The organism is Craurococcus roseus, from assembly GCF_039523795.1.
GTDB lineage: Bacteria > Pseudomonadota > Alphaproteobacteria > Acetobacterales > Acetobacteraceae > Craurococcus > Craurococcus roseus.
Map to the genome: position 1 here is coordinate 1 of NZ_BAAAFZ010000128.1, position 1,279 is coordinate 1,279.

1 tRNA gene and 2 rRNA genes are annotated in these 1,279 nt (G+C 73.9%); all 3 read left to right on the forward strand.

The annotated features are described in order from the left end of the window. Window positions 1-577, forward strand: a 23S ribosomal RNA gene (locus ABD067_RS26210); the annotation flags it as partial. A 310-nt stretch (window positions 578-887) separates the two neighbouring features. Continuing rightward, window positions 888-1,002 (forward strand): 5S ribosomal RNA (gene rrf / locus ABD067_RS26215). 54 nt (window positions 1,003-1,056) lie between these two features. Further along, window positions 1,057-1,133, forward strand: a tRNA-Met gene (locus ABD067_RS26220). Window positions 1,134-1,279 lie beyond the last annotated feature (146 nt).

Genomic DNA, 1,279 nt, shown 5'->3' on the forward strand with positions numbered 1-1,279 from the left:
ATCGGCCCCGCGAGTGCAAAGGCACAAGCCCGCCTGACTGCGAGCGCGACAGCGCGAGCAGAGAGGAAACTCGGCCTTAGTGATCCGGTGGCCCCGCGTGGGAGGGCCATCGCTCAACGGATAAAAGGTACTCTAGGGATAACAGGCTGATCTCCCCCAAGAGTCCACATCGACGGGGAGGTTTGGCACCTCGATGTCGGCTCATCGCATCCCGGGGCTGGAGCAGGTCCCAAGGGTTCGGCTGTTCGCCGATTAAAGCGGTACGTGAGCTGGGTTTAGAACGTCGTGAGACAGTTCGGTCCCTATCTGCCGCGGGCGCAGGAGATTTGCGAGGCGCCGTCCCCAGTACGAGAGGACCGGGACGGACGCGCCTCTGGTGCACCGGTTGTGGCGCCAGCCGCACCGCCGGGTAGCCAAGCGCGGACGGGATAACCGCTGAAGGCATCTAAGCGGGAAACCCCCCTCCAGACGAGATCTCCCCGAGGGCCGTGGAAGACCACCACGTCGATAGGCCGCAGGTGGAAGCCGGGCGACCGGCGCAGCCGAGCGGTCCTAATGGCCCGACAGGGCCCCGGACGACGACGAACGGACACGGGCACGGCGGGCACACGGAACGGCCGCGCGGCGGCGCCGGGAACGGCGGCTGCCGCGGCGGCGGGGGGAGGGCTCGATGGCCCGGCCCCCCGGCGGCGGGCGCCTTTCCGCGCGCCCGGCCGACCGTCCGCCCGTCCATCCGCGGCGCGCGCGGGCACGACCCGCGCGCGCCGCCGCCCCGCCGCGCGCGACGCACCCGATCCCGACGCCCCCTCCCCAACGCCGCGCGTCCCCGCGGCGTTGGGGGGGGCGGCGCAGCAGCAGCAGCGACGGAGGGGGACCCGGCCCGGTGGCCCGGTGGCCATCGCGGGGACGCCACACCCGATCCCATCCCGAACTCGGCCGTGAAACGCCCCAGCGCCCATGGTACTGCCGCACCAGCGGCGGGAGAGTCGGTCGCCGCCGGGCCGCCGGGCCGGGTCCCCCCGCCGCCGCCGCTGTCACGCCCCTCCCTCCTCCCGACGCGGGGTGGAGCAGCCCGGTAGCTCGTCAGGCTCATAACCTGAAGGCCGCAGGTTCGAATCCTGCCCCCGCACCCACCCGGACCGAACCGGTGAACGGACAAGGCCCGCGGGCTCCCGAGCCTCGTGGGCCTTTCCCGATTCCGGCCGCCCCCGGCGCCGCCGGGGGGCCTCCCACCGGCGGCGCGAGACCTCCGGGAGCGGCCTCCGGCGCACCGCGGGGC